This is a genomic window from Streptomyces sp. NPDC127038 (assembly GCF_042725875.1).
Classification (GTDB): Bacteria; Actinomycetota; Actinomycetes; order Streptomycetales; family Streptomycetaceae; genus Streptomyces.
This window is the reverse complement of the sequence record NZ_JBHXDQ010000003.1, coordinates 183,282-208,802: the sequence shown is the minus strand read 5'-3', so window position 1 is coordinate 208,802 and position 25,521 is coordinate 183,282. Positions and strand designations below refer to the sequence as shown.

Genomic DNA, 25,521 nt, shown 5'->3' with positions numbered 1-25,521 from the left:
CGCCGTCACGGTTCGCGGGCCGACGGCGAGCGCCCCGAGGGTTCCGGCTCGGGGTCCGCTCGCAGCTCGCTGATCACCGACCAGGCGACCGACACCATCGGTACCGCCACGACGGCGCCGGTCACACCGGCCAGGATGCTCCCGGCGATGACGGAGATGGCCACGACCACGGGATGCAGCCGGACGGCCCAGCTCAGGACCAGCGGATGCAGGACGTGCCCCTCCAGCTGGCCGATGACGACGATCAGGGCCAGCACGATGATCGCGACGACCGGCCCCCGGGTGGCCAGCGCGACGACGGTGGCCACGCCGAGCGCGACCGGCGAGCCCACCAGGGGGATGAACGCGGCGAAGAACTCCAGCAGCGTGAGGGGCAGCGCGAGCGGGACGCCGAGGACGTAGAGGGCGATGCCGACGAGTACGGCGTTGGTGCCCGCCACGATGATGATGCCGCGCGTGTACCCGGCGAAGGTCCGCCAGGCCGCCCGCCCGCCGCGGTCCCACGGGTCCCGCGCGCTCTCCGGCATCAGCTCCTGGAACCAGCGCCAGAACCTGTCCCCCGAGCGGATGAAGAACAGGGAGCAGAACAGCGCGAGCACCAGCCCGGTGACGAACTCGACCGCGCGGCCGGCGCCGCTGAGGGCGCTGCTGATCAGTACCGAGCGGTGCTCCGAGACGAAGGTGACCACCTTGCCCTGGAGACCCGACAGCACCGCGTGGCTCAGATGGAAGGGCGAGCCCTCCAGCCAGCGCTCGATCCGCCCCAGTCCCCCGGCGAACTCGTGGCCCAGGCTCCCGGACTCGCCGGCGACGACGCGCCCGACCAGCGCCATCACGCCGAGCACCACCAGGATGCTGCCGAGGATGCTGATGATCACCGCCGGGGTCCTCGGCATGCGGCGGGCCAGCAGATCGGCGAGCGGACGCAGGACCGCCGTGATGACGAGCGCGAGGAACAGGGCCACGGCGACGAGCTGGAGCTTTCCGAGGAGCGCGAAGACCACGTAGGCGACGACTCCGACGACGAGCAGCCGCCACGCGTACGCGGCGGCCACCCCGAGACCGTGGTGCACCGGGAACCGCTGGCGCTCCCGGGCGCCGCGACGGGCGTCGGCGCGCGCCCGTACGACCGCCCGGGCGCCGCGCGAGGAACGGTTCCGCCCGACGGGAGGCGTCCGGCGCACGCCGTTCCCCGGGCCGGGCTCACCGGGCGGACCCGTCCCGGGCTCGCCAGGCCGTCGGCCGGGACGACGTGATCCGGCGTTCACCTGTGTGCCACCGTCCTCCCGTCGTCGGGCCCTCCCGGCCGGCGCACCCGGACGCTGACCGCCGCGCGACCCGGGGGACACGGGCGACCGGTCCCGGGCCGTCGATCACGCGGGCGTCGTGGCCAGCGTGGTGTCGCGCACCGCACCCCGCAACCCGGGACAAGGGCCCGGAGCACCCCCGTACGCACACCATCGCTTTAATGTCATTTAAGACATTGCGCCCTATATTGGGTCTGTGATCAGGCGGCTGGACCTACTCGACACCGCTGACGACGGCATCACGGAAAGCGAGGTCTTCCGGCTCGCCCTTCAGCACTCCATCGCGGAGCTGGGCTGCGTCGGCGGGGCCGTCTACCTGCGGGGCCCGATGTCGGCCCTGCGTCTGGTGTCCTCCACCGGACTGCCGTCGTCGGTCACCCGCGCGTGGGAGATCGTCGACCAGGACGGACCCACGGCGACCGCACGGGCCGTACGCTCGGGCAGGCCCGTCTGGGTGGCCGCGCTCCCCGCCGACCTGGCCGAACCCACGGCGCCCCTGCTGTCGCGCTCCGGCTGGTTCGCCGTACCGCTCGCCCACGAGGGCCGCGCCATCGGCGCGATCACCTGTCTCACCGGTGACAACGAGGAACCCGGACCCGAACAGCGGGCCTTCGTCACCGCGGTGGCCGAATGGACCTCGAACCGGCTGAAGCGGATGCCGACGCCCACCCGCATGCGCACCGACCTCGACACCACTCCGGTGGGCACCTGGGAGTGGGACGTGCGCACGGGCGAGCTGCTGTGGGACGAGGCGGCCATGAAGGTGTACCAGACCGAGCCAGGACAGTTCGTGCCCGGTGTCGAGACCTGGATGAAGGTCGTGCACCCCGACGACCTCGCGAGCACCCTGGCCGCCGCGGAACGCACCATCCGCACCCATGCGCCCTTCGAGGCCGAGTACCGGGTCCGGCGCAGCGACGGCGGGTACACCTGGACCCGCGCGTCCGGTCATGTCGTGCTCGACGAGGACGGCCAGGTCGCACGCATCATCGGCAAGGGCTGGGCGAGCGACGCGGCGCGCTCCACCCGCGACGCCCTCAGCCGTGCCCTGCGGCACATGAGCGACGCCTTCCTGTCCGTGGACGAGGACTGGCGGATCACCTTCGCCAATCTGGAGGCGGAGCGCATCCTCGGCTCGGCCGACGAGCAGCTCTTCGGCCGGAGCCTGTGGGACCTGCCCGCCCTGCGCCACGTACCCGGCCTCGAGGAGCGGTGCCGGACCGGTGCCGGGCAGGCGTCGGCCGCCGGGTTCGACATCACGCTGGCCGACACGGGGCGCCGCTACGACCTGCGGATCGTCCCCGTACCCGGCGGGCTGACTGTCTACTTCACCGATGTCACCGACCGCCGCCGCCGTGAGGCCGAACAGGCGGCAGCCGTCGAGGCCGCGGCCGAGCGGGCGAGCCGGACGGCCGAGCTGACCACGCAGCTGGCCTCGGCGACCACCTCCGAGGACGTGGTGACGGCCGTCGCCCAGCGCGTGCTGCCCCCGTTCGGCGCCCAGGCCCTGCTCGTCATGGTCCTGGAGGACGAGAAGCTGGTGCGGATCGGGTCCGTCGGCGGACCGTGCTCCTTTCCGGAGCCGATGCGCGCGGCGCACGGCATGGAACCGGCGGACGCGGGTCCCGCGGGGGACGCCGTCCGCACCGGCGCGCCTCGCTTCTACTCGTCGCGCGAGGAGTGGACCGCCGATTTTCCCGCCGCCGGCAACCGGCCTCCGAGCGGCCAGCGGGCCTGGGCCTTCCTGCCGCTGACCGCCTCGGGACACACCTTCGGCGTGTGTGTCATCGCCTTCGACACCGAGCACCGGCTGACCTCCGAGGAACGCACGCTCCTCATCACCATCAGCGCCCTGGTGGCGCACGCGCTGGAACGGGCGCGGCTGTACGAGGCCGAGCTCACCCGCTCCGAGGAACTCCAGCAGGCGCTGCTGCCCAGGGGGCTCCCCACCGTTCCCGAGGCGACCGCGGCGGCGCGCTACCTGCCGGCCGGAGGGACCTCCGACGTGGGCGGGGACTGGTACGACCTGATCCCGCTGTCCGCCGGCCAGGTGGCCCTGGTCGCCGGTGACGTGATGGGCCACGGCCTGTCCGAGGCGGCGACCATGGGACGCCTGCGCACCGCGCTGCACACGCTGGCCGCCCTGGAACTGCCTCCCGACGAGATCATGGGCCACCTCAACGACATCGTGGGCGGCCTCGGCGATCACTCGTACGCGACCTGCCTGTTCGCGCTGTACGACTCCACGGACGGATCGTGCACCGTGGTGCGGGCGGGCCATCCCCCGCCGCTCGTCGTCCGGCCGGACGGCAGCACCCACTTCCCGGAGATCGCCGTCAACGCTCCGCTGGGGGCCGCGTTCCCCCCGTTCGAGACGACGGAGCTGGAGCTGCCCGCGGAGTGCCTTCTGGTGCTCTACACCGACGGGCTCGTGGAGTCGCCGCAGCGGGACATCGACCAGGGCATGGACCAGCTCGCCGGACTGCTGGCCGGCCGGGCGGACGGTGCCGACCTGGAGGCGCTGTGCGACTCCGTGACCGCGGGGCTGCTGCCGGGCGGGCCCACCGCCGACGACGCGGCCCTGCTGATCGCGCGGCTGCACCACGTCGCCGACCGGCAGGTGGCCTCGTGGGCCCTGCCCGAGGGCCCCGAGGCCGCGGGCGAGGCCCGTCGCCACGTACGGGAGCAGCTCGCCCGATGGCATCTGGACGACCTGGTCATGACGACGGAACTGCTGGCCAGCGAGCTCGTCGGGAACGTCATCCGGCACGCCAACGGCCCCATCGGGCTGCGGCTCCTGCGCAGCGGGACCCTCGTGTGCGAGGTGTCGGACGCGAGTCTGACCATGCCCCGCATCCGGCGTGCGACGGACACCGACGAGGGGGGCCGCGGGCTTCAGCTCATCAACGCGCTGTGCGAGCGCTGGGGCAGCCGCTACACGCCCGACGGCAAGGCCATCTGGACCGAGCAGGCCCTGCCGGAGGCGCCCGAAGGAGCGGACGGGGCGGACGGGGCCGACGCGGAGGAGGAGCGGGAGGGTGCGGACGGCGACGGGCCCGCCGGGGCCCCCGGGCCACCGTCCTGAGACGAGGTCCGGCGGGACCCGGCGGGCCCGTTCCGCCTCACCTCCGGAGGCCGCCCCCGGAGGGCCCTTCCCGGGAGGCTTTTCCCGGGAGCCGCCGGCGTCAGCCGCGCGCGAACTCCAGCAGGTCGGCGTTGAACCTCCCGGCGAACTCCGGCACCATGGCGAGGCCGTGCGGGGCGCCCGGATACACCTTGTAGACCGCGTCCTTGACCAGCTTCGAGGACTTGTCGCCCGAGGCCACGATGGGAACGATCTGGTCGGCGTCGCCGTGCACGATGAGGGTCGGGACGTCGATCTTCTTGAGGTCCTCGGTCAGGTCGGTCTCGGAGAACGCCTTGACGCAGTCGTAGGCGCCCTTGAGGCCCACGGTCATGCCCCAGAGCCAGAACTCGTCCCGTGTCCCCTGGCTGACGGTCGATCCCTCCAGGTTGGCGCCGTAGAACGGGGCGCTGAGGTCCTGGTAGAACTGCGACCGGTCGGTCTCCACGCCCTTGCGGATCTCGTCGAAGGCGTCGATCGGCAGACCCTCCGGATTGGCCTCGGTCTTGAGCATGAGCGGGGGGATCGCGCCGACGAGGACCGCCTTGGCGACCCGGCCGGAGCCGTGCCGGCCGATGTAGCGGGTGACCTCGCCGCCGCCGGTGGAATGACCGACCAGGATGACGTCCCGCAGGTCGAGCGCCTCGATGACGGCGGCCAGGTCGTCGGCGTACGTGTCCAGGTCGTTGCCGTGCCAGGGCTGACCGGAGCGTCCGCCGCCGCGCCGGTCGTGGGCGACGGCACGGAAGCCGTTGTCCGCCATCACCTTCATCTGGGCGTCCCAGGCGTCCGCGGTCAGTGGCCAGCCGTGGGAGAACACGACCGGCGGGCCCGATCCCCAGTCCTTGTAGAAGATCTGCGTGCCGTCCTTGGCGGTGACGAAGGGCATGTACGGGTCCTTTCGCGTCTGGTCCGCAACGCGCACGCCGGCGACTCCCCGCGACGACCCTCAAGTCCTGCCTGCCACACGGGCTTTCGCGCCACATCGCGGATCGGCGATGGCGTCGGAGGGGCGGGACGACCGGCAGCACGAACGACCGGAATGAGCACATTGTCCAGATCACCCTAGCCCAGGTGCCACGGCCCGGCGCGGCGGACCGTCAGCCGGCGCCGGGGTCGGCGTGGACCGCTCCGAACGGGCGGTCGGCCACCACGCCCCGCGTGGAGAAGGTGACGGGTTCGGCGGCCGGGAAGTCGCCCGGGGGGATTCCCGGGTGGTGCCCCTCGCCGGGTGACGGCCGTCCGGAGCGGGGGCCGAGGGCCAGCCGGGAGACGATGCGGTAGCGGTCCCCGCGGTAGACCGAGTGGACGTACTCCACCGGCCGGCCCGAGGCGTCCGAGGTGAGGCGCTCGAACAGCAGGGCCGGCGACAGCTCCGGCACGTCGAGCAGGCCCGCCTCGTCGCGGGTGAGGACCGTGGGCTCGATGGACTGGACCGCCTCGGCGACCTGGATCCCGTGCCGTTCACCCAGGTGCTCGTACAGGTCGCCGTTCTCCAGTTCGTCACCGGTCAGGTCGGGCACCAGACGGGCGGGGACGTGGAGGTACTCGATGGCCATGGGCGCGCCGTCGACGAGGCGGAGCCGGGCCACGTACCGGATGTCCGCCGCGGGAGAGAGGCGCAGTCTGCGTCCCACCCGGGCGCCCGCGGGCACCGTGCTGAACTCCAGGAGCCGGCTGGTCCAGGTGCCCGCGGCCCGGGGCAGGCTGAAGTTCCGCCGGTCCGGGACGAGTTCCTGGGTGATCTTCTCGGCCGCGACGAACATGCCCCGGCCGTGTTCGCGCACCAGGAGCCCGGCGAGGACCAGTTGGTCGACGGCCGCCCTCAAGGTGGGCCGGGACACCCCGAGTTGCGCGCAGAGCGTGCGTTCGGAGGGTATGGCGTCGCCGGGACGGCGTTCCTCGATGAGTTCCAGGATCGTGTCGCGGACCCTTTCACGCTTCAGTACCGCGCGGGAGGCGGCGGGATCGATCTCCATACGAGACCTCGCTCGTCGTCGGTGCCGGCCAACTGGTATGCCCTCCGACCTTAACTGGTCCGCAGGTCATGGGGATCGCTTCCGGTTCCCTTCGGCGGACGGGTGACACATATCGCGGATGAATGTCAACTGCCCTTGCGCACAAGGGGGTTGACGTGCGGATTGGTCTATGCCACTTTCAGGCAACGCCAACTGGTAAGGCCGATCGGCCCAACTGGTCAAGCACGGTACGTCTCCTCGTGTTCCTGAGCACCCCCACCTCCCGCGGTCCGCGGGAGCCCATCGGAAGGAACCCACATGAGCAACCGCCCCCTCTCCGGCCGCCGCCGCGTGGCCCTCGCCCTGTCGGCCCTGCTGGGAGGCACCGCCCTGGTGGCCGTGCCGATGTCCGCCCCCGCCGCGGCGGCCGGCGGCCTCGCCGTCCAGTACCGCACCAGCGCGCCCGGGGTCACCGCCGACCAGAGCGAACCCTGGTTCAAGGTGCGCAACACCGGTGCCTCGACGGTCCAGTTGAGCCAGGTGAAGATCCGCTACTACTTCAAGGCGGACTCGGCGAGCGCCACGTACCGCTTCGCCTGCTCCTGGGCCGTCAAGGGGTGCGCGAACGTCACGGGCACGTTCGGCGCACTCGCCCACCCGACCGGGACCGCGGACACGTACCTGGAGATCGGTTTCACCTCGGGCGCCGGCACCCTCGCACCGGGCGCCGACACCGGTGACATGCAACTGCGGTTCTACCAGTCGAGCTGGCAGCCGCTGAACCAGGCGGACGACTACTCCTTCAGCGGGACGCAGACCTCGTACGCGGACTGGAACAAGGTCACCGCCCAGCTCGCCGGAACCACCGTGTGGGGCACCGCGCCCGAGGGCAACGACCCCACGGACCCGACCGATCCCACCGATCCCACCGACCCGCCCGGCGGTGGCCAGGCCCTGTTCGACGACTTCAGCTACACCTCGTCCAGCGACCCCGCGATCTCCGCGCACGGCTGGAACGTCCGCTCCGACTCCGGCGGCCCGGGGGTCCCCGGCGCGACCTGGGACCCGTCCAAGGTCACCTTCCCCACCGTGTCGGGCAACAAGGTCATGAACCTGGAGACCTCGACCGCGGGCACCGCCGAGTCGACCCGGCAGACCGAAGTCGTCTCGAAGAGCATGAAGTTCAAGAACGGCACCTACGCGGCGCGGGTGAAGTTCGCCGACGCCCCGGAATCGGGGCCCGACGGCGACCACCTGGTGCAGACGTTCTTCACCATCAACGACCTCACCGCGCCGATGGCCGACGACTACGCCGAGTACGACTTCGAGTACCTGCCCAACGGCGGCTGGGGCGAGACCGGCGACATCCTCTACACGACGTCCTGGGAGACGTACAACCCCGATCCCTGGCAGGCCGTCAACCAGCACACCGAGTCCCGCCAGAGCTACGCCGGCTGGCACGACCTGATGCTCACGATCGACGGCACCAGCATCAAGTACTACATCGACGGTCAGCTGTTCGGCACCCATGACGCCCAGTACCTGCCCGAACGGCCGATGTCGATCAACTTCAACCAGTGGCTGATCGACCTCGCCGGACAGACCTCGACCGGGGCGCGCGCCTACGACGAACAGGTCGACTACGTCCTGCACGTCAAGGACCAGGTGCTCACCCCGGCCCAGGTCTCCTCGAAGGTGGCCGCCTACCGCGGCGCCGGCACCGCGTTCGTGGACGAGGTGCCGGCACCCTGACCCGGCCGGTCAGCGGCGGTGGTGACCCGCTCCCCGGCCCAGCTCGGCCAGTACGGCACCCGCCATGGCCTCCTGGCCCTTGGCGTTGGGGTGGGCCGGAGCGGCGGGCGAGGTCGGGCGCAGCGGCTCGATCCAGCGGTCGGCGGGAGCCTTGCACATGTCGTGTCCGACGGTCGGCGTGTACGTGTCCACGTACTCGGCCCGGTTGAGGAACGCCACCGTGCGGAGCATCAGGTTGAGCCGCTTGCCGACGTCCCGCAGATAGGGGAAGTCCTTCGCCGCGAACGGCACCGTCGGGTAGCAGCCGCTGCCGTCGTCGGGCAGGAGGTCGGGGTAGCCGACGACCACCACGCGCGCGTGCGGTGCCCTGGCGTGCACCTCGCGCAGCACCCGGGCGACCTTGGGAGCGGTCTGGAGGATGTTCACGGTGAGCTGGTCGTAGCCCGCGGCGCCGTAGTACTGCTGGCAGGGGTTGCCCGTGAGGTCCTTCGAGCTGAGCGCGGCGCAGGTGGAGATGATCGGGCCGAAGCCCACGTCGTTGCCGCCGATCTGGAGCGTGACCAGGTCGGTGTCGCGCTTCACCGCGTCCAGCTGCGGTCCGTTGGTTCCCTGCGCCTTCCACATCTCGTCGGTCTTGGCGCCGGAACAGCTGACGTCCGTGAACGAGGCGACCTTGCGGGCGGCCGCGGTGATCGAGGGGTAATTGTGGTCGCTGCGCGCGCAGTTGGCGTCGACCTGCTGCGGGATCAGAGGCCCGGCGGTGTAGGAGTCGCCGAGGGCGACATAGTCCACGCCGTGCGCCGGACGGCCCTCGCCCGCCTGGGCGGGGGTCGCCGCCGCGACGCCGGCGACGAGCGCGCAACAGCTCAGCGCGGCCCCCAGCGCCGTGGCGCCGCGCCGCTTCGGAACGGCGATCTCCGGACGCGTGTGATCGTTCATCGTGCCCCTCCCGTAAACCCATGACAGCCTGCTGAACGGGTACCGGTGTTCCGCGGCGCGCGGGATCGCGGCGCCGCGACGGACCGGACGGCTCCTGCCCGGCAGACCCAACCTGGTCTGTATACCGGCCGGTAGGCCGCCGGAACAGGGTTTGATCGCCCTCCACTTGTCCAACTCTCATCCATCGTCGGCGCGTTCGCCGCAGGGTCCGCTCACCGCGACCGGGGCGTGACGCCGTGTGCCGGCCGCGTGGCCGGTTCGGGGACGGCGTCCCCGAACCGGATGGCGAAGTCGTTCAGGGCCAGGCTGAGCAGCGGTCTGCGGCGGCTCAACTCCCCCAGCGGGCTGCTCTCCTGGGCGATCCACTGGGCCCGCGCCAGGCGCAGGGCGGAGCGTGAGCGTACGGAGCTGGTCTTCAGGCCTCCGTCGAGGTTCTGGACGACGCGGTAGGCCAGGGGCCAGCGGCCCGGGATGCGGCGGCCGGGTTCGAAGGCAGCGGTGGCCAGCACGTCCTTCTCCGTCGCGGCCCCGGCCCGTACGCCTGCGGTCCGGTCGATGTCGATGTCGGCCATCTCCTTCGGGATGCCCCACAGTTCCCGGCCGCCCGCCATCGATGCGGCGCTGTCCACCCAGATGTCGGTGACGCAGACACGCGGGCGGCGGCCGTCCCGTACGAGGACGGCCCGGAGCAGTTCGTTGTAGTGCAGGACGCTGTCGTTCTCGTAGACGACCCAGGCCGCGCCGACCGCGCCGCGTCCGGCGACGGTCACCGGCCGGGTGCCGGCCGCGACCGGGGGCAGTTCGCGGACCGGCACCAGCCACAGCGACACGTACATCTGGCCTGCCAGCCGCCAGGGTTCCTCGGGGTAGCTCGTCACGGGGTGTCCTTCTCTGTGGGGGGATGCGGCGGCAGGGCCGCCGGTGCGCCGGGGGGCACGGCCGGGTGCCGCGGCGGTACCGGCGGCACCCGGCGGTAGGGCAGACCGGGTGCGGGCCGGGGGTCCTCCTCGCCGTGGTTGGGCCACAGCGCGACGGCCCGTTCGGCCAGGGCGGTGATGGTGAGCGAGGGGTTCACACCGAGGTTCGCCGAGATCGTGGAGCCGTCGATGACGTGCAGGCCCGGATGTCCGTGGAGCCGGTGGTAGGGGTCGACGACACCGGTCTGCGGGCTCTCGCCGACGGCGCAGCCGCCGATGAGATGGCCGGTGGTGGGGACGTCGAACAGATCGGCCCAGGTGCCGCAGGCCTGGCCTCCGCTGCGTTCGGCCGCTCTGCGGGCGGCCCGGTGCCCCGCGGGTATCCACGTCGGGTTGGGGGTGCCCTCGCCCGGGCGGCTGGTCAGCCTGCGGCGCCCGGTGAGAGTGCGGCGGAGGTAGGTCGTCACGGAGTTGTCGAGGGACTGCATGACGAGCAGGACGACGGTCTGCTGGGACCAGCGGCGCGGGTTGTGCAGGCCGGGCAGTCCGCGCAGGTTGCGGGCCATCGCGGCGAGTCCGGTCAGCAGCCGGGAGCGGCCCGGCACGGGGTCGACGAGCATCGCGCCGAGCAGGGCGAGCAGATTGCTGCCGCGGCCGTACCGGACGGCCTCGACATGGGTGTTCTCGTCGAGGTGCACGGAGGAGGTGATGGCGACGCCACGGCTGAAGTCGGCGGCCTTGTCCCTCGACCGGACGCCGAGGATCGCCTCGGAGTTGGTGCGGGTCAGCCGGCCGAGGCGGGGCGACACCCGTGGCAGGGACCCGCGTTCCCGCAGCCGGTGCAGCAGCTTCTGGGTGCCCAGGGCACCTGCCGCGAAGACGACGTGCCGGGCGGTCAGGGTCCGTGCACGGCGCGCCGGTCCGGCGCCGGTGCGGACCGAGGTGACGGCCCAGCCCACCGGGTCCGGGGTGACGTCGGTGACGGTGCGCAGGGCCATCACCTCGGCGCCCGCGCGTTCTGCCAGGCCCAGGTAGTTCTTGGGCAGGGTGTTCTTGGCGTTGTGCCGGCAGCCGGTCATGCAGGCGCCGCAGTGCAGACAGGCGTTGCGGTCGGGTCCAACGCCGCCGAAGTAGGGGTCCGCGACCCGGGCGCCGGGTTCCGTGCCGGGCGGCCCGAAGTGCACGCCGACGGGCACGGCCGTGAAGGTGTCCGCGCGGCCGAGGTCGCTCGCGGTGTCCCTCAGGAGCCGGTCGGCGTCGGTGAACAGGGGGTTGGGGGTGACGCCGAGCATGCGGCGGGCCCGGGCGTAGTAGGGCGCGAGTTCGACGCGCCAGTCGGTGATGCCGGCCCAGGACGAGCCCCGGTAGAAGGTCGCGGGCGGCTCGTAGAGGGTGTTGGCGTAGCCGAGCGATCCGCCGCCGACGCCCGCGCCGGTGAGGACGAGGACGTGCCCGAGCAGGGTCATGCGCAGGACGCCCGTACAGCCGAGGCGCGGGGCGAAGAGGTAGTCACGCACCTGCCAGGAGGTGCGGGGGAGGTCGGCGTCGGCGAAGCGGCGGCCGGCCTCCAGGACGCCGACGCGGTACCCCTTCTCGGTGAGGCGCAGGGCGGTGACGCTGCCGCCGAATCCGGAGCCGATGACGAGGACGTCGTAGTCGGGTGTGTCCATCAGGGCCCCTTCGGTACGAAGTCGGCGAGGACCGGGCCGATCAGGCGCGCGATGTTCGCGCGGCGGACTTCGGGGGGCTCGCCGGCGAGGCGCACGGGGCCTTCGAGGCCGGGTGTGTGGGCCGCGAGGGCGAGGTGCGGCAGCAGGACGAGCAACAGGGACAGCAGGGCGTCGACGTCGGCGCCCTCGCGCAGGTCTCCGGTGCCGACGGCGCGCTCGACCAGGGGGCGCAGGCCGGCGAGGTAGATGTCCTGCACCGGGGCGCGTACGGCGTTGCGTACGGCCGGGTCGAGTTCCATGTTGGTGGCCGCGGTGACCCCGCGTTCGAGCGGATGTCCGGCGAAGTAGTCGAGCCACGCCTCCAGGGCGTCGGTCAGATGGCGGGAGAACTCCGTGGAGCCGTCGTAGCCGTCGAGCCATGGGCGCATGGCGGCGTAGACGCGCAGGGAGGTCTGCTCGGCAACGTAGGCGAACAGGTCGAGTTTGCCCTCGAAGTACTGGAACAGCGAGCCCTTGGCGACGCCGGCCTCGCGGGCGATGACGTTGAGACTTCCGGTGGAGTAGCCGTGGGTGCCGAACTCGTCCATGGCGGCGACCAGGACCCGTTCGCGCCGCACCGGGGACAGACGGGTCCAGGTGGCAGTGGGCATGAGCGCTCCCGCGTGTGACCGGGCGGTCATGTGACCGCCCGGTCATCGTCGGCGCGGCGGACACGCGCTGTCAACGAGTCGGCGGGAATCGGCGCCGACGGCAAATGCCTTCGCAGGTACGGCGGTTGAGTCGATCGTCGTCTTAACTCCCCTTCATGTCAGGGTCATTGACACCGCGGTCGACGCACAGCAGCCTGTGACCACCCGGTCATGTGACCGGGTGGTCACAGGCGAGTGGTCACAGGCGGATGCTCAGGTGGCACCACGGAAGGGGCGGGCGTGGAGAAGGTGTGCGTCATCGGGGCTGGCTCGTCCGGGATCGCCGCCTGCCAGGTGCTGGCGGCGCGCGGGATCGCGTACGACTGCTACGAGACCGGTTCCGGGGTCGGCGGCAACTGGCGCTATCTGAACGACAACGGCATGTCGTCCGCCTACCGTTCGCTGCACATCAACACCTCGCGGCAGATCATGGAGTACGCGAGCTTCCCCATGCCGCGGGACTGTCCGGTCTACCCCAGCCACTTCCACATCGCCCGGTACTTCGACAGCTTCGTGGACCACTTCGGGCTGCGGCCGTCGATCGCCTTCCGCACCGAGGTGGTCCGCGTCGAACCCGCCCCCGGAGGACGGTGGAGCGTCACGAGCCGCGACCTGGACTCCGGCGCGACCACGGAGCGCCTCTACGGTGCCGTCCTGGTCGCCAACGGGCATCACTGGAAGCCGCGTTGGCCCGAGCCGTCCCTTCCGGGCGCGGACACGTTCACCGGCGTCCAGACGCACTCCCACGACTACCGGACGCCGGAACCCTTCGCCGACAGGCGTGTTCTGGTCCTCGGCATCGGCAACTCGGCCTGTGACATCGCGGTGGAGACCTCGCGGGTGTCCCGGCGCACGGTCCTCGCCATGCGGCGCGGCGCGCACATCCTGCCCAAGTACCTCTTCGGCGTGCCCACCGACCATCTCACCGGCTCCTGGCTCGCCAGGGCCCCGCTGGCCGTGCAGGAACGGGGACTTCGGCTCCTGCTGCGGCTCAGCCGGGGCAGACTGAGCGACTACGGGCTGCCGACGCCCCGGCACCGCGTGCTGGGGGCCCATCCCACCATCTCCGACGACCTCCTCTCCCGCCTGGGCCACGGCGACCTGACGGTGAAGCCCGCGCCCGTACGGCTGGAGGGCGACCGGGTGACGTTCGAGGACGGGAGCGCGGAGGAGTTCGACGCCGTCGTCTACTGCACGGGCTACGACATCGCCTTCCCGTTCCTCGGGGCCGAGGTGATCGATCCGTCCGGCAACGACATCGAGCTCTACCACCGGGTGGTCGCCCCGGACCGTCCCGGCCTCTACTTCATCGGACTGGTCCAGCCCCTCGGCGCGATCATGCCGCTCGCGGAGGCGCAGGCGCACTGGGTGGCCGACCTCCTGGAGGGCCGGTGCGCACTGCCCGGGCCGGAGCGGATGCGCCGGGAGACGAGCGCGTACCGCGCCGGCCTGGCGCGCCGCTACGTCGCCTCGACCCGCCACACCATCCAGGTGGACGCGGGCGCCTACCTCCGGGAGCTCCGGGCGGAACGGCGCAGGGGCGCGGCCCGGGTACGGCGGAGGACCGCCGGCCGCTGAGAGCACGGCCCGGGTACGGCGGGGAACCACCGGCCGCTGAGAGCACGGCCCCGGACACCCACCCCGGGCCCGTGACCCAGATCACGTGACACAAGTGCATAGCGAGGCACCTCCCGACGTCTTTCTCCAGGTGTACGAGCCGGCAAGTGCGGGGACGGTGCGGATGGGACAGACAAGAGCCGAGGGGACCGGCGGCTACGACGCGTTCGTCGCGGCCCGTTGGTCGGCGTTGTTCCACCTCGCCCGTCTGCTCTGCGCGGGCGACCGGCACCGCGCCGAGGACCTGCTCCAGGAGGCCCTGGTCAAACTCTGGTTCGTCTGGCCGAAGGTGGCCGACGAGGCCCCCGAGGCGTACGTACGGAAGATCCTCGCCCGTGCGGCCGCGCGCTCCGCCCGGCGGCGCTGGTGGGGCGAACGCCCCGTCGAGGCGCTGCCGGACCTCGCGCACACCGGCGACGAGTCGGCGGCCGTCGTGGAACGTTCGCGCCTGGAGGCGGCCCTCGCCCAACTGCCGCCCAGGCAACGGGCGGCCGTGGTGCTGCGCTACTACCAGGACCTGCCCGAACGGCAGGTCGCGGAGGTCCTGGGCTGCCCGCTGGGCACCGCCCGTTCCCACGCGTCACGCGGTGTGGCGCGGCTGCGCCAGATCCTGGCGGATGTCATCGAGCCGGTGGGGTGAAGGGAAGAATGGACCACTTCGAGCGGGAGTTGGCGCGGATGATGCGCGACGCCCAGGAACACACCCCCTTCGAGCCCGCACAGCAGAACAGCCTCCGGGCCGGTGTCCGCACCCGTCGCAGGATCCGCGCGGCCCAGAAGGCCGTAACCTGCGTCCTGGCCGCCGCCGGGATCAGCGTCGGCCTGTTCCTGCTGCCGCACACCCCGGACCGCGACCGCCCCCTGGGCCCCGTCCCGCGGCCCACGGTCACCCCCACCTCCCCGTACGCCACCCTGTCACCGACCCCGTCCTCGGACGGCGAACCCACCGGGACGGCCACCTCCACGAGCGAGAGCCCGACCGGAACCTCCGGGCCGCCCGACACGCCCACCACGGCCGGGAGTCCGGGTTCCGTCTCCTCCGGGCCCGGGGGCCGGGGCACGGCCACGACCAGTGCGCCCGCCACCGAACCGGCGACGCCCGGCAACACCCCGACCTCCTCTCCGCCGCCGTCGGGACCCGAACCGTCCTCGTCGGTCGCGACCGGCACCGGGTAGTCCGGAGCCCCGGCGCGACCTCGCCGCCGGGGCCGCCGCCCCCGCCCGTACAGCACGCACATCCCCACTCCGTCGGCACGGTCCGGCCGTGAGCGCCTTCGGCCTGCCGCGCGACGGAGAACAGAACAGGACAGACTATGACGAAAACACTGCCGTCCTCCCGCACGGACTCCGGGAGCTTCGCGGACCCGGAGAACGTCGGGGAACATCACGGCGGGCCGCCGCGACCCGCACCCGGCGAGCACCCCCGCCCGGAGGAACGCACCGCCGACCGCGGGCCCGTGGACCGCCTGCCCCTCAGGCTCCCGCTGCCGGCCGGCCACACGGAACCCGTGCTGGACGTGGTCGTCCCCGTGTTCAACGAGGAGACCGATCTGGAGCCGAGCGTGCGCCGGCTGCACGCCCATCTGCGCGAGACCTTCCCGTACCCGTTCCGCATCACCGTCGCCGACAACGCGAGCACCGACGCCACCCCGCGCATCGCCGCCCGGCTGGCCGCCGACCTGCCCGAGGCGACGTGGATACGGCTGGAGGAGAAGGGACGCGGCCGGGCCCTGCGCACCGCGTGGTCGGAGTCACGGGCGCCGGTGCTCGCGTATCTGGACGTCGACCTGTCCACGGAACTGAACGCACTCCTGCCGCTCGTCGCCCCGCTCATCTCCGGACACTCCGACATCGCCATCGGCACCCGGCTGGCCCGCGGCTCCCGGGTGACCCGCGGCCCCCGCCGCGAGATCATCTCCCGTTGCTACAATGCCCTGTTGAGGTCCACCCTCGCGGTCGGGTTCTCGGACGCGCAGTGCGGCTTCAAGGCGGTCCGGCGCGATGTCGCCGAGCGGCTGCTGCCCCTGGTGGAGGACTCGGGCTGGTTCTTCGACACCGAACTGCTCGTGATCGCCGAGCGCGCCGGGCTGCGGATCCACGAGGTGCCGGTCGACTGGGTGGACGACCCCGACAGCCGGGTCGACCTGGTCTCCACCGCCGTCGCCGACCTGCGGGGCATCGCGAGGATCGGCCGCGCGCTGGCCCGCGGCACGCTGCCCACGGCGCGGCTCGGACGCGCCACCGGGAGCACGCCACCGGCCTCCCTCACGGCCCAACTGCTGCGATTCGCCGCGGTGGGCGCGGTCAGCACGATCGGCTACGTGCTGCTGTACGCGGCACTGCGTCCGGTGACGGGGCCTCAGGCCGCCAACGCCTGGGCACTGTTCGTGTGCGCCCTCGCCAACACCGCGGCCAACCGGCGGCTCACGTTCGGACTGCGCGGCCGGGGCGGAGCGCTGCGCCACCAGGCCAAGGGGCTCGCCGTGTTCGGCCTCGGCCTCGCCCTCACCAGCGGCTCACTGGCCGCGCTGCACCACTGGACCCGTGCGCCCGGACGCTCCGCCGAACTCACGGTCCTCGTCACCGCCAATCTGGCGGCGACCCTGCTGCGCTTCCTGCTCCTGCGCGCCTGGGTGTTCACCGCCGGCGGCCGCGACGGCGGGACGGGAGGCGGACCGCGATGAACGAGCGCAGTCTCGCGCCCGGTTCGGCACAGCCGGACGGCAACAGGGCACAGAATGCCGTCCGTTGGCCCGTCGTGACAGCGCCGGAGGGCACGGTCCAGGACCGTGGCCGCGCCTGGCGCCGGCGGCTGCGCGGGACGGCGTGGCGGCTGCGCGGAGCGACGCGGCGGCACGGTCCGGTCCTCGCCCTGTACGGCACGACGAAGCTGATCGGCTTCTGCGTCTTCATGTACCTGCTGGACTCCTCCGGCGACTTCCGCCGGAAGAACCCCCGGTTCGGCGGCGGCGCCCACGTCTGGGACGTCCTGGCCACCTGGGACGGCTGGTGGTACCAGCAGATCGCCGCGCACGGCTACCACCCCGCCCTCGTGCCGGTGCGCGGCGCCACCGGTCTGATCACCCTGGAGGGCAACTCCGCCGCGTTCTTCCCTCTGTACCCGGCCCTGATGCGGCTGGTCTCCTCGTGCACCGGGCTCGGTCCGCTGGGCGCGGGCCTTGCGGTCTCCGTGACCGCCTCGTTCGTCGCCGCGCTGGGCGTCTGCGCCGTGACCGCCCTGGTCAGCGGCCGGCGCGCCGGGCTGGCCGCGGCCGGGCTGTGGGCCGTGTGGCCGGGATCCGGTGTGGAGTGGTCGGGCTACTCGGAGTCCCTCTACATCGCTCTCGTCGCCTGGGCCTGCTACGCCGTCATGCGCCGGAAGTGGCTCACCGCGGGTCTGCTGACCTGCGCGGCGGGCCTGGCCAGGCCCACGGCCACCGCGCTGATCGCGGCGCTCGCGCTGGCGGCACTCATGGACCTGGTCCGGCAGTGGCGAGCGACCCGCGGCCGGAGGGACGCCCCGACCCCGGACCCGCAGCGCTCCTCGGTCCCGGGTTCGAATGGCTCCCTGCCCCCGGGTCCGAAGGACTCCCTGGCCCTGGAGCGGGCAGGTGCCCGGGGCGCGTTCCTGCGTCCCCTCGCCGCCGTGCTGATCGCCCCGGTCGGTCTGGTCGGCTACCTCGGCTGGGTCGGCCACCGCATGGGCGACTACGGCGGGTACTTCACGCTCCAGGACAAGGCGTGGGCCCACTCGTTCGACGGGGGCCGGCACACCGTCGACGTGTTCACCTCGCTCATGGTGGGCCACTACGACTATCTCTTCGCCTTCCCCCACGAAGACCTCATCGCCGCCGGCACCGTCCTGCTGGCCCTGATCACGCTGCCCCTGCTGTTCCGGCTGCGCCCGCCGCCGGTGCTGGTCGCGAGCACCCTGCTGACCATCGCGCTCGTGCTGGGCAGCCGGCAGATCTTCGGCAATGTCCCGCGCTACCTGCTCCCGGCCTTCCCGCTCCTGATCCCCTACGCCACCGCCATGCGCCGGCTCAGCACCCCGGTCCTGTGCACGGTCCTGGCCGTCGCGGCACTGGCCTCCGGCTCCTACGCCGGGTACGTCCTGTTCGAGGTGGGCGTCCCGTGACGGAACCCGCCCCGCACCTGACGCGAGGTGCGGGGCGGGTCCGTCGCCGACGGGTGTCAGGCGCTCTTCGGCGCCGCCTGCTGCACGACCTCGAACGACCAGACCGAGGACCCGCTCGCGGCGGGCTTCGGGCGGTCGCCGCCGCCCTGGTGGGCCGACTTCATCGGACCCTCCATCCACGCCTGGAACGAGGCCTCGTCACGCCAACGGGTGTACACCAGATAGTCGTCGGTGCCCTCGACGGGGCGGAGGAGCTCGAACCACTCGAAGCCGTCGGAGCTCTCCACGGCACCGGCACGCGAAGCGAAGCGCTTCTCGAGGGTCTCCCGCTGTTCGGCCGGCACGGTCAGGACGTTGATTTTTACTACGCTGGGCACATGACACCTCTCGTCAAACGGGGCTCCGACTGGGCCCCTAATCTGGACCATGTGCGCGCAGTGTCCTACATCCGACAGTCAAGGAAGCGTGAGGACGACTCCGCGTCGTCCCCCGGAGCGCAGCGGACCAAGTGCGAGGGACTGATCACGGCCAAGGGCTGGGACGACGCGGGTCACTTCGCCGACGTCGGTAAATCCGGCTGGGACCCGAAGGTCGTCCGGCCGGAGTTCGAGGAGATGATGTCCGCCGTTCGCGCCGGGCGCGTGGACGCAGTGGTCGTGTTCTCGCTGTCCCGTCTCACTCGACAGGGTGCTCTCGAGGCCATGCTGATCAATGAGGAGCTGGCCAAACACGGCGTGCTGCTCGTCAGCGTCGAAGAGCCCTACCTGGACACGTCCACCCCCATGGGCGTCGCGATCTTCGGTCTTATCGCTGCACTGGCCCAGCAAGAGTCCGACATGAAGTCGGCGTACATCACGGCGACGAAAGAGACGCTGAGGGCGGCAGGCAGCCACGTGTCCGGCATGGCCCCGTACGGCTTCCAGTCGACGCGTGAGCCGCGCGGGGAACTGGTGGTGGTCAGGCTGGTCCCCGATCCCGTCGAGGCCCCATTCGTGCGCGACATGGTGTCCTGGGCACTGGGTGGCATGACCGCATCGGCCATGGCTCGCAAGCTGAACACCGAGCGCGTACCGACCAAGGCGGCGGACATGTCGGCGCGTGTGACCGCCCGCCGGGCCCGAGGCATCAGCCAGCCGCTGGAGCGTACGACGTGGGTGTCGTCCACGGTGCTCCGCATCCTCCGTGACCCGCGCCTTGCCGGCTACGCCGCCGAACGCCAGGGGACCAAGCGCGTCATCCTGCGAGACGGCTCAGGGGCACCGCTGGCTGCGCATGAGCCGATCATTCCGCCGGATGACTGGTGGCGCCTTCAAGACGTACTCGACGGCCGTGCGCCCCAGGTGGTCCGGCAGGGTGGGCGCTCCGTGCCGTCGCTGTTGGGTGGCGCCGGGATGCTCTTCTGTGGCGTCTGCGGGTCGTCCATGGTGACCGACCGGAGGGAGGGCAAGCAGCTCTACCGGTGCAACCGTGCCCAGTCCGGCGCCGTACCGGGACACGGTGGTCTGGCCATCAACATGGACGCCGCTGACGACGTGGTGGCCCGTACCGTGTGGTCCCGGCTGACAGTGCTTGACCCCGAAGGCCCCGAAGATCTCGAATGGCTCGCCGAGGCCGCACGCCGGTTTGCAGCGCAAGCGGACACGGGTGAGCGACAAGCCGAACTAGCAGCCGCCCGAGCCGAGTTGGAGCACGTGAGCGAAGCGCTCCGCACGCTGTATGTCGACCGGCAGGCAGGCTTGTACGCGGGTGCCGTGGGTGACCAGATGTTCCGTGAGTCCGTGGAGCGGTTGACGGCGCACGAGGCACGAACGGCCGGACGCGTGGAAGAACTGGGAACCGCCGAGGCCGGCACGGTGGCGATCCCCTCGGAGTGGACGGATCCGGAGGGTGACCCGCTGGGGCCGGAGTCGACGTGGGGCGGTTGGGGCCTGGAGGACCGGCGTAGCTTCTTGGCGTTCTTCGTCGACCGCATCACCATCGCCAAGTCCATCGGCCGCGGCCGGAACGCGAACACCGAGGATCGGGTGACTGTGCACTGGGCAGAGGCTCCGATCAGCTAGGCGCCTGAGCGCCGTTCACGGCCTGTTGCCCGGAGATCCTCCGATGGCGGGCCGGTCAGCACTCCTGGGAGAGTGCGTGCCCACCGTGTGGACGGTCTTCCTCATGCCTTGGCACAGGGGGGTGGGTCGGATCTCTGCGCGGAGAGACCTCATGGACCCAACCCCCATGCGCCGGTACATCGCTGCGAAATTACGGAGCCGGAGGTCGGCCCAGGTTGTAGCCACGGCCCACTACGACTCATCGACCACGGACCTGGTGCTCCACTCGCTGCTTGAGGACTCCGCCCCGACTTCGGAGAGCCGAAGCGGCGGTGCCGACCAGAACCAGGCCCGCGCAGCGCCCGCCTGCTCCTGGTCGGTTCCCGTCCGCCATGGGCCGCACCGCCGCCCGAGCCGGGCTCGGCCTCAGCCCGTGGTCAGGAGCTGGAGCGTGTCGATGACGCGGTTGGAGAAGCCCCACTCGTTGTCGTACCAGGCGACGACCTTGATGTGGCGGCCGTCGACGCGGGTGAGGGCCGAGTCGAAGATCGACGAGGCCGGGTTGCCCGTGATGTCGGAGGAGACGAGCGCGTCCTCGGAGTATTCGAGGACGCCCGCGAGCGGGCCCTCGGCCGCCGCGCGGTAGGCCGCGAGGACCTCGTCACGGGTCACGTCACGGGCCACGGTGGTGTTGAGCTCGACGATCGAGCCCACCGGCACCGGCACCCGGATCGAGTCGCCCGACAGCTTGCCGTCGAGGTTCGGCAGCACCAGGCCGATCGCCTTGGCGGCGCCGGTCGTGGTCGGCACGATGTTGACGGCGGCGGCGCGGGCCCGGCGGGCGTCGCGGTGCGGGCCGTCCTGGAGGTTCTGCTCCTGGGTGTAGGCGTGGACCGTCGTCATGAAGCCGTGCTCGATCCCGGCGAGCTCGTCGAGCACCGCGGCCAGCGGGGCGAGCGCGTTGGTCGTGCAGGACGCGTTCGAGACGATGGTGTGCAGGGCGGGGTCGTAGGCGTCGTTGTTGACACCGAACGCCAGCGTCACGTCGGCGCCCTCCGCGGGGGCGCTGACGAGCACCTTGCGGGCGCCGGCGTCGAGGTGCGCTCCGGCCGCCTTGGCCGAGGTGAACCGGCCGGTGGCCTCCAGTACGACGTCCACGGCCAGCTCGGCCCAGGGCAGCTGCCCCGGCTCACGCTCGGCGAGCACCTTGATGCGCCTGCCGTCCACGACCAGGGTGTCCCCGTCGACGGTCACCGGGCGGCCCAGCCGGCCCGACGTCGAGTCGTAGGCGAGCAGGCGCGCGAGGGCGGCGGGCTCGGTCAGATCGTTGACCGCGACGACCTCGAGGTCCGTGTCGCGTTCCAGCAGGGCGCGCAGGACGTTGCGTCCGATGCGGCCGAATCCGTTGATGGCGATGCGTGTCATGAGTATGTCCCTTCGGCTCCCTTCCAGACTCGCGCGCGGCGCCGGGCGGTGACAGCGGCGAGATCGCCATGGTCCGCAAGGATCGCGCCAGCCGGCCGCGGCCCGTCCGGGACCGTCTATTCGCCCTGGGTGAAGGTGCGCCGGTACTCGCTCGGGGAGGTCCCGAGGATCCGGTGGAAGTGCAGCCGCAGATTGGCGCCGGTGCCGAGACCGACGCCCGCGGCGATCTGCTCGACGCTCCACTGCGAGCGCTCCAGGAGTTCGCGGGCCATGTCGATACGGGCTCGCATGACCCACTGCATCGGCGTGTACCCGGTGTCCTCCGCGAAGCGCCGCAAGAAGGTGCGCGGTGACACGGCGGCGTGCTGAGCGAGCGCCTCCAGGGAGAGGGGTTCGCCGAGCCGGTGCAGGGCCCACTCGCGGGTGGCGGCGAACCGTTCGCCGAGCGGTTCGGGCACGCTGCGCGGCACGTACTGGGCCTGGCCGCCGCTGCGGTAGGGGGCCGCGACCAGCCGGCGGGCCGCGTGGTTGGACGCGGCGACCCCGAGGTCGCCGCGCAGGATGTGCAGGCACAGGTCGATGCCGGAGGCGGCGCCCGCGGAGGTCAGGACGCTTCCCTCGTCGACGAACAGGACGTTCTCGTCGACGTCGACGAGCGGGTGCTTCGCCGCGAGCGCCCGGGTGTAGTGCCAGTGGGTCGTGGCGCGCTTGCCGTCGAGCAGTCCGGTGGCGGCGAGCGCGAACGCGCCCGTGGAGATGGCGGCGAGCCGGGCACCCCGTTCATGGGCCGCGGTCAGCGCGGCGACGACGGCGGGCGGCGGGTCCTCGCGGTCCGGGGAGCGGTAGCCGGGGACGAACACGAGGTCGGCCCAGGTGAGTTGTTCGAGGCCGTGGGCGACGTGGTACGAGAGTCCGTCGCCGCCGGTGACGAGTCCGGGTTCCGCGCCGCACACCCGTACCTCGTACGGCATGCTCGCCCGGGTGGTGAACACCTGTGCGGCGATGCCGACATCGAGTGGTTTGGCGCCTTCGAGCACGAGAACGGCGACGCGGTGCAAGGGAGATGGCGGCACGGTTGAGAGGGTACGCGGACCGGCGGGCCATGATCGTTCGACGTGCTCGGGGGGACACACGCAGAGCGGCGGCCGCCCGCGGGACCCGTCCGGGAGACGTCCGGTCCGCCCCAGTGCCCGCGCCCCCGACGGCATATGACGCACGGACACCTGTATCGGCGTATGTCCGTCCGGGAGGTAGCCGTGGTCCTCGGCGCGGCGGCCGGGAGGCCGGCCGGCGCGGGCGGCCGGTCCGAGCGCGGAGCTGCGGCGTTCCGTGTCCGTGCCCCGATACCGCTTCGGCAACCCCCTTCACAAGGGACACACACGTCGTGCGAGGATGCGGCTCCGGTATCGAATACCGGTGTAGAGGGGAATCCCATTGAAATCAAGGAAACTGAGCCGTAAGCGGCAACGCGCAACCATAGTCGGGGCGGCGGCCGCCTCGGTCGTCGCTGGCGCAGCCCTGCTGCCCAACTGGTCCGCGGGCGCGGCGAGTGTCCCCGACCCCCAGGTCGACGCGGCCACCAAGGCGACCTTCCAGAAGCTGGCGGACGCGGTCTTCACCGACCGTACCGACGCCCTGGTGGGCAGTGACGGAACGAAGCAGAAGACGTCCCGGTTCTCCGGCGACGTACGCCTGTCCTCGGCCCAGTCGCGTGCCGAGAAGTCCGCGCTGGCGAAGCTGGAGAGCCGCAAGGCCCGTCTGGCGGAGCTCGGCGAGAAGTACCGTTCGGCCAACACCACGGTGACGCTGGACCGTACGCGGGTGAAGGGCCGTCACGCGACGGTCGACGTCACCGAGACGACCTCGCTGGCCTACGACAAGGCCACGGGCTCGGAGCCGAAGACCACCGGCTTCGAGGCGCACCACACGCTGACGTTCAAGGCCGACCGCGCGGGCGACTGGCAGCTCACGGGCATCCGTGACACGGACGACGGGGTCGCGGTCAACCAGGTCCAGGCCACGCCGGCCGTCGTCACGCCGATGACCGCCAGCACCGCGCCGCCGTCGGCGACGCGCGCCGCCATCACGACGCCGGCGCCGGCGAAGCCGAAGAACTTCTCGGCCACCGGCTACGACTACAACGCGATGGCCGCGTACGCCGCGAAGTACTGGAAGAACTACAACCCGGCCTACCCGGACTTCAACGGGGAGGGCGCCGGCGGAGACTGCACGAACTTCGTCAGCCAGACCCTGAAGGCCGGCGGCTGGAAGCACGTTCCCGGTGACGGGACCGACTTCCACAAGTGGTTCGGCAACTCCGAGATCCAGTCCGACTCGTTCGTCGGCGTCAACGAGTTCTCGTGGTTCGCGCTGTCCTCGAAGCGGGTCACCAGCCTCGCGAACGTCTATCAGGCCGACGTCGGTGACGTCATCCAGATGGACTTCAACAAGGACGGGTCCAAGGACCACACGATGATCGTCACGTACCGCAGCCCGCAGGGTGTGCCGTACGTGTCGTACCACTCGACCAACACCTACAACAGGTCGCTGGCGAGCATCATCGCGTCGTACCCGAACGCCGCGTACTACGCCTACCGCACCTGAGCGGACGCGTTCCAGGGGGCGGGAGCCGGGCACCGTGTGCCGGGCTCCCGCCCTTCGCCGTCGGCGCCGCGGGCGCGGCGCGAGCCGGTGCCCCCGATCCGACCGGCACGCTCCCTAGGATGCGGAGCATGTCCGATGTCCCGCCGCACCCCGTGCCGTTCACCGCCCGGACCGACCCGGCCGAACTCGACGACCTCCGCTCGCGGCTGCGCGCGACCCGCTGGCCCGACGCCCCCGAGGACGCCGGGTGGTCGCTGGGCACCGACCTCGGGTATCTGCGCGAGCTCGTCTCCTACTGGGCCGACGGCTTCGACTGGCCCGCGCGGGAGGCGGAGCTGGCCCGGCTCCCCCGCTTCCGCGTCCGGCTGGGAGGCCTGGGCATCCACTTCGTGCACGCCCGTGCGGTCGCGCCGGCCGGGCCCGCCCTGCCGCTGGTGCTCAGTCACGGCTGGCCGGACTCGTTCTGGCGGTACACGAAGGTGATCCCGCTGCTGACCGATCCGGGCGCGCACGGAGGCGATCCCGCCGACGCCTTCGACGTGGTCGTGCCCGACATGCCCGGCTACGGACACTCCGAACGCCCCGCGGGACGGCCGCTCGATTCGATCGCCGTCGCCGGCCTGTGGGCGGAGCTCATGGAGGTGCTCGGGTACGGGCGGTTCGGCGCGGCAGGCGGTGACATCGGCAGCCACGTCAGCCGCTATCTGGCGCTGGACCACCCCGACCGTGTGGTGGCCGTGCACCGCATGGACGGTGGGCTTCCCGTGTTCACGGGGGACCCGGCCGACCTCACGCCCGAGGAACGCTCCTGGATGGAGGGCGTGGCGGCCTGGGGCGCCACCGAGGGCGCGTACGCCGCGATGCACCGGACGAAGCCGCAGACCGCCGCCGTGGGTCTGCACGACTCACCGGCCGCTCTCGCCGCCTGGATCGTGGAGAAGCTCCGGTCCTGGAGCGACTGCGACGGGGACGTCGAACGCGCTTTCACGAAGGACGAGATCCTGACGAACGTGACGCTCTACTGGCTCACGGGGACGATCGGCTCGTCGATGCGCATGTACGCCGCGAACGGGGCGATCCCGCCCTCGCAGCTGGCCCGCCGGGTCGAGGTCCCGTCCGGATTCTCGCTGTTCCCGGGCGACTTGGTGCGGCCGCCGAGGGCGTGGCTCGAACGCACGACGAACCTCGCGTACCTCTCCGAGCCGCCCCGCGGCGGACACTTCGCCCCCTTCGAGGAGCCCGAGGTCTACGCGGAGGAACTGCGCGCGTTCTTCCGCCCGTACCGCGCGGCGCCGACGGACTGAGGCCGTTCCCGGCGGAGGGAGCCGAAAGGCCGCGGCCG

At 71.9% G+C, this 25,521-nt stretch carries 20 protein-coding genes; 10 read left to right on the top strand and 10 right to left on the bottom strand.

The annotated features are described in order from the left end of the window. Positions 1–5: 5 nt before the first annotated feature. Complete coding sequence (locus ACFWI4_RS03690; RefSeq protein ID WP_387190549.1) at positions 6–1,184, bottom strand: AI-2E family transporter; 1,179 nt, start codon at positions 1,182–1,184, stop codon at positions 6–8. A 319-nt stretch (positions 1,185–1,503) separates the two neighbouring features. On the opposite strand from ACFWI4_RS03690, the gene ACFWI4_RS03685 reads away from it, so the two are divergent. Then, positions 1,504–4,392 carry a SpoIIE family protein phosphatase gene (locus ACFWI4_RS03685; RefSeq protein WP_387190546.1) on the top strand — a complete coding sequence of 963 codons (2,889 nt, stop codon included), beginning with the start codon at positions 1,504–1,506 and terminating at the stop codon, positions 4,390–4,392. Positions 4,393–4,492: 100 nt separating this feature from the next. Here ACFWI4_RS03685 and ACFWI4_RS03680 read toward each other — a convergent pair whose 3' ends face one another. Next, a complete protein-coding gene (locus tag ACFWI4_RS03680) occupies positions 4,493–5,320 on the bottom strand; it encodes an alpha/beta fold hydrolase (RefSeq protein WP_387190543.1) in 828 nt (275 codons plus the stop codon). A gap of 211 nt (positions 5,321–5,531) precedes the next feature. Then, positions 5,532–6,410 carry a GntR family transcriptional regulator gene (locus ACFWI4_RS03675; protein ID WP_387190539.1) on the bottom strand — a complete coding sequence of 293 codons (879 nt, stop codon included), beginning with the start codon at positions 6,408–6,410 and terminating at the stop codon, positions 5,532–5,534. 297 nt (positions 6,411–6,707) lie between these two features. Between ACFWI4_RS03675 and ACFWI4_RS03670 the strand changes: the two genes are divergently transcribed. Continuing rightward, complete coding sequence (locus ACFWI4_RS03670) at positions 6,708–8,141, top strand: cellulose binding domain-containing protein (protein WP_387190536.1); 1,434 nt, start codon at positions 6,708–6,710, stop codon at positions 8,139–8,141. 9 nt (positions 8,142–8,150) lie between these two features. On the opposite strand, the gene ACFWI4_RS03665 is transcribed toward ACFWI4_RS03670, so the two are convergent. The 4 genes from ACFWI4_RS03665 to ACFWI4_RS03650 form a co-directional block, all read right to left on the bottom strand. Then, positions 8,151–9,080 carry an SGNH/GDSL hydrolase family protein gene (locus tag ACFWI4_RS03665; RefSeq protein WP_387190533.1) on the bottom strand — a complete coding sequence of 310 codons (930 nt, stop codon included), beginning with the start codon at positions 9,078–9,080 and terminating at the stop codon, positions 8,151–8,153. 212 nt (positions 9,081–9,292) lie between these two features. Next, entirely contained in the window at positions 9,293–9,958 is a 666-nt protein-coding gene (locus ACFWI4_RS03660; RefSeq protein WP_387190530.1) for an acetoacetate decarboxylase family protein, read from the bottom strand. After that, positions 9,955–11,667, bottom strand: coding sequence for a GMC oxidoreductase (locus tag ACFWI4_RS03655; RefSeq protein WP_387190527.1), 1,713 nt, complete (start codon positions 11,665–11,667; stop codon positions 9,955–9,957). The genes ACFWI4_RS03660 and ACFWI4_RS03655 overlap by 4 nt, the downstream gene beginning before the upstream one ends. Beyond that, complete coding sequence (locus ACFWI4_RS03650; protein WP_385393070.1) at positions 11,667–12,317, bottom strand: TetR/AcrR family transcriptional regulator; 651 nt, start codon at positions 12,315–12,317, stop codon at positions 11,667–11,669. The genes ACFWI4_RS03655 and ACFWI4_RS03650 overlap by 1 nt, the downstream gene beginning before the upstream one ends. A gap of 279 nt (positions 12,318–12,596) precedes the next feature. Here ACFWI4_RS03650 and ACFWI4_RS03645 point away from each other — a divergent pair, with 279 nt between their 5' ends. The 5 genes from ACFWI4_RS03645 (at position 12,597) to ACFWI4_RS03625 (ending at position 18,111) form a co-directional block, all read left to right on the top strand. Beyond that, positions 12,597–13,934: a flavin-containing monooxygenase gene (locus tag ACFWI4_RS03645; protein WP_387190523.1), complete on the top strand. Its 1,338-nt coding sequence runs from the start codon at positions 12,597–12,599 to the stop codon at positions 13,932–13,934. 163 nt (positions 13,935–14,097) lie between these two features. Continuing rightward, complete coding sequence (locus tag ACFWI4_RS03640) at positions 14,098–14,613, top strand: SigE family RNA polymerase sigma factor (protein ID WP_385393065.1); 516 nt, start codon at positions 14,098–14,100, stop codon at positions 14,611–14,613. Positions 14,614–14,621: 8 nt separating this feature from the next. Further along, the gene (locus ACFWI4_RS03635) at positions 14,622–15,149 is read left to right on the top strand and encodes a hypothetical protein (RefSeq protein ID WP_387190519.1); all 528 of its coding nucleotides are present in this window, start codon (positions 14,622–14,624) and stop codon (positions 15,147–15,149) included. Positions 15,150–15,430: 281 nt separating this feature from the next. Further along, on the top strand, positions 15,431–16,657 hold the full coding sequence (locus tag ACFWI4_RS03630) for a glycosyltransferase (RefSeq protein WP_387190742.1): 1,227 nt from the start codon (positions 15,431–15,433) through the stop codon (positions 16,655–16,657). After that, positions 16,654–18,111 carry a hypothetical protein gene (locus tag ACFWI4_RS03625; protein WP_387190516.1) on the top strand — a complete coding sequence of 486 codons (1,458 nt, stop codon included), beginning with the start codon at positions 16,654–16,656 and terminating at the stop codon, positions 18,109–18,111. Before ACFWI4_RS03630 ends, ACFWI4_RS03625 begins: the two co-directional genes overlap by 4 nt. A gap of 56 nt (positions 18,112–18,167) precedes the next feature. Here the strand turns inward: ACFWI4_RS03625 and ACFWI4_RS03620 are convergent, their stop codons facing one another. Continuing rightward, on the bottom strand, positions 18,168–18,488 hold the full coding sequence (locus tag ACFWI4_RS03620; RefSeq protein ID WP_387190513.1) for an antibiotic biosynthesis monooxygenase family protein: 321 nt from the start codon (positions 18,486–18,488) through the stop codon (positions 18,168–18,170). Between ACFWI4_RS03620 and ACFWI4_RS03615 the strand changes: the two genes are divergently transcribed. Beyond that, complete coding sequence (locus ACFWI4_RS03615; RefSeq protein ID WP_387190510.1) at positions 18,489–20,171, top strand: recombinase family protein; 1,683 nt, start codon at positions 18,489–18,491, stop codon at positions 20,169–20,171. It begins immediately after the preceding gene. 405 nt (positions 20,172–20,576) lie between these two features. Here the strand turns inward: ACFWI4_RS03615 and gap are convergent, their stop codons facing one another. After that, positions 20,577–21,575, bottom strand: a complete 999-nt coding sequence (gene gap, locus ACFWI4_RS03610; RefSeq protein ID WP_387190507.1) for a type I glyceraldehyde-3-phosphate dehydrogenase — start codon at positions 21,573–21,575, stop codon at positions 20,577–20,579. Between the two features lie 116 nt (positions 21,576–21,691). Further along, entirely contained in the window at positions 21,692–22,648 is a 957-nt protein-coding gene (locus ACFWI4_RS03605; protein ID WP_387190504.1) for a GlxA family transcriptional regulator, read from the bottom strand. A 361-nt stretch (positions 22,649–23,009) separates the two neighbouring features. Here ACFWI4_RS03605 and ACFWI4_RS03600 point away from each other — a divergent pair, with 361 nt between their 5' ends. Together ACFWI4_RS03600 and ACFWI4_RS03595 are read left to right on the top strand one after the other, a co-directional pair. After that, positions 23,010–24,179, top strand: a complete 1,170-nt coding sequence (locus tag ACFWI4_RS03600; RefSeq protein ID WP_385393052.1) for an amidase domain-containing protein — start codon at positions 23,010–23,012, stop codon at positions 24,177–24,179. Positions 24,180–24,307: 128 nt separating this feature from the next. Next, positions 24,308–25,483 (top strand): epoxide hydrolase family protein, encoded by a 1,176-nt coding sequence (locus tag ACFWI4_RS03595; protein WP_387190501.1) that lies wholly within the window; start codon positions 24,308–24,310, stop codon positions 25,481–25,483. Positions 25,484–25,521: the final 38 nt, after the last annotated feature.

Bases quoted from the DNA above. Each gene is read 5' to 3' on its own strand.
- ACFWI4_RS03680 (WP_387190543.1), bottom strand. From the start codon at position 5,320: ATGCCCTTCGTCACCGCCAAGGACGGCACGCAGATCTTCTACAAGGAC.
- ACFWI4_RS03675 (WP_387190539.1), bottom strand. From the start codon at position 6,410: ATGGAGATCGATCCCGCCGCCTCCCGCGCGGTACTGAAGCGTGAAAGG.
- ACFWI4_RS03670 (WP_387190536.1), top strand. From the start codon at position 6,708: ATGAGCAACCGCCCCCTCTCCGGCCGCCGCCGCGTGGCCCTCGCCCTG.
- ACFWI4_RS03665 (WP_387190533.1), bottom strand. From the start codon at position 9,080: ATGAACGATCACACGCGTCCGGAGATCGCCGTTCCGAAGCGGCGCGGC.
- ACFWI4_RS03655 (WP_387190527.1), bottom strand. From the start codon at position 11,667: ATGGACACACCCGACTACGACGTCCTCGTCATCGGCTCCGGATTCGGC.
- ACFWI4_RS03650 (WP_385393070.1), bottom strand. From the start codon at position 12,317: ATGCCCACTGCCACCTGGACCCGTCTGTCCCCGGTGCGGCGCGAACGG.
- ACFWI4_RS03640 (WP_385393065.1), top strand. From the start codon at position 14,098: ATGGGACAGACAAGAGCCGAGGGGACCGGCGGCTACGACGCGTTCGTC.
- ACFWI4_RS03635 (WP_387190519.1), top strand. From the start codon at position 14,622: ATGGACCACTTCGAGCGGGAGTTGGCGCGGATGATGCGCGACGCCCAG.
- ACFWI4_RS03625 (WP_387190516.1), top strand. From the start codon at position 16,654: ATGAACGAGCGCAGTCTCGCGCCCGGTTCGGCACAGCCGGACGGCAAC.
- ACFWI4_RS03615 (WP_387190510.1), top strand. From the start codon at position 18,489: ATGACACCTCTCGTCAAACGGGGCTCCGACTGGGCCCCTAATCTGGAC.
- gap (WP_387190507.1), bottom strand. From the start codon at position 21,575: ATGACACGCATCGCCATCAACGGATTCGGCCGCATCGGACGCAACGTC.
- ACFWI4_RS03595 (WP_387190501.1), top strand. From the start codon at position 24,308: ATGTCCGATGTCCCGCCGCACCCCGTGCCGTTCACCGCCCGGACCGAC.